2 protein-coding genes are annotated in these 2030 nt (G+C 37.2%); both read left to right on the top strand.

Annotated features, from left to right (window positions below; genetic code table 11):
• Positions 1-856 precede the first annotated feature (856 nt).
• The gene (locus L2748_RS23665; protein WP_220783496.1) at positions 857-1096 is read left to right on the top strand and encodes a hypothetical protein; all 240 of its coding nucleotides are present in this window, start codon (positions 857-859) and stop codon (positions 1094-1096) included.
• Positions 1096-1728 (top strand): P-loop NTPase family protein, encoded by a 633-nt coding sequence (locus L2748_RS23660; RefSeq protein ID WP_220783495.1) that lies wholly within the window; start codon positions 1096-1098, stop codon positions 1726-1728. Before L2748_RS23665 ends, L2748_RS23660 begins: the two co-directional genes overlap by 1 nt.
• Positions 1729-2030: the final 302 nt, after the last annotated feature.

Below are 2030 nucleotides of genomic sequence, written 5' to 3'. Positions count from 1 at the left end.
CATTACGCTTAGCTTTAGGGATAAACCGTTCAGTTTCAGCCACGGTTAAATACAGGTGTAAAAGGGCGTTATCGAGAACGTCACAAAAAATGTCGCAAGAATTCAAGCTGTGTATCAAAGTGAGGGAGTAATGCTTAATTTTATCATTATGCCCGTTTGGAGGCTATTTTTACTTCAACTAGCAAAGTGGTGAAATTGACCAATTATTGAGATTCGAGAAATTGCGATTTTCAGGCGAGATAACTTGCTCTTTTGAGGTGTTCAATAGCAAATTGAGTTGAGTGTTCATAACGCGATGCGCACAATATACATACAGTTAAATTGAGGTCGTTTTAACAAAATTATCTATGCCTGGTTAACGCTATCCGACCGCTTACCACTCCATATCAAAATTGATATAACTCGTGCATTTGATCTTTATAAGAGAAAAAGAAAACTTATTGAGCGCGGAGCGCAAACCTACGGCCACCACAAAGGTAAATCAGGCTGATTGTGGTAAAGCTGAGGGCAGTGCTTTTCTGTCCTAGCTTTTCCACATGAGGACTAAACATAATATCTTTAGAGTACGAAACACTCGCCTATTCACACCACCTAACTTTCACACCGTATGACCGTCATACTAATCAATGGTAAAGTATGACGACAAGCCCACACCATCACACCCTCTTAAAGTACGAAGACAAGCCCACACCATCATACTCCCTTAAGGTACGAAGACAAGCTCATACCATCACACTCTATTAAGGTACGAAGATAAGACCATACCATCACACCCTCTTAAAGTATGAATATAACACTTTACACTCGCACCACCTTAAAGTATGATGTTCATACTTTAAGGTAGTAGAGAAACAAAATGAAAGCACCAGAATTAGCGGATCTTAGTAATACCAACAAATCTGACGATTTGTCTAAAGCAATAGTTTCCGAAAAAATAAAAATGGGAAAAATTGAAAAGAAAACATTTTCACTAACTCAAGGGCATTTGGATTACATCTTCAAAATCGCTTTATCTATGAGTAAAGAGAAAAACAAATCCGTTTCTAATAGTGAAGCATTACGAAATATTCTTGACCAACATTCAAGGGGACAATAATGAAAGGAGTTGCAATCGTTGGAAAAAAAGGAGGGGTAGGTAAGACCTCATTGAGTCACTTATTAGCACTAGGTTCTGCATGGAAAGGAACTCCTGCATATTTAATGCACACTGATGATCGAAAACCAATATCAGTTAACGGTAGACCTTACATGTTTTACGATGCAAGAAATCCGCAAACCTTAACAACATTAATTTCAGCGGCAATAAATCAAGACGGTTTATGTGTAATAGATAGTGGCGGAAACCGTGGTGAGTTTGATATGTGGATAGCCAAAAGTGTTGATATGGTTTTGATCCCAGTTACTCCAGATCCAGAATCAGTATGTATAGCCTTAGAACATATGGCTTCACTTGAATCTCATGGAGCTAAAAATGTAAGATTTTTATTAAACATGGTATCTAGTAATAAAAATGAAAAAAATAGAGATCAAGAATTATACTTTTCCAAATTGCCAACTGAAAAAGTGATAGGAGAAATTCCAAAAGTATCCGCAATAAAAAGGCTTAGAGAAGAAGACACTAATCCTTTCTTAACACCACCAACTAATGTAAATAATGCATCGAGGAAACTATATGGGATAGTAATCAAAGAGTTATCTAAGCTGGAATGCGAGAGTATAGGAGTATGAGAGCACAAAGAAAAAGTATGAAAGTATGAATCAGCAGTGTGAAAGTACGAAAGTATGACGGCGAATCATCTTTCGTACTAAATTATAAATACCTGGGGAAAACAATCCATGCAAATACAATGCACACAGAAAGCCTGTATGCCACATGAGGAGTATATATCAATCGAAAAAGCACGTCTAATCGACTTACCAAAAATGCCAGCGGGTGAGCTATTCCAATGGCTAGCAACTAAACCAACTTGGATACAGGCTAGGGTAGTCAAACAATTACAGCTTAACAATTCACATTAGTTAAGTAATGT

The organism is Shewanella sairae (genome assembly GCF_023283535.1).
Classification (GTDB): Bacteria; Pseudomonadota; Gammaproteobacteria; order Enterobacterales; family Shewanellaceae; genus Shewanella; species Shewanella sairae.
Note: the sequence above shows the minus strand (reverse complement) of the source record. Positions and strands in the feature narration are given on the sequence as shown.

Excerpts from the sequence above, each read along its gene's own strand:
- L2748_RS23660 (WP_220783495.1), top strand. The coding sequence starts at position 1,096 with ATGAAAGGAGTTGCAATCGTTGGAAAAAAAGGAGGGGTAGGTAAGACC.
- L2748_RS23665 (WP_220783496.1), top strand. The coding sequence starts at position 857 with ATGAAAGCACCAGAATTAGCGGATCTTAGTAATACCAACAAATCTGAC.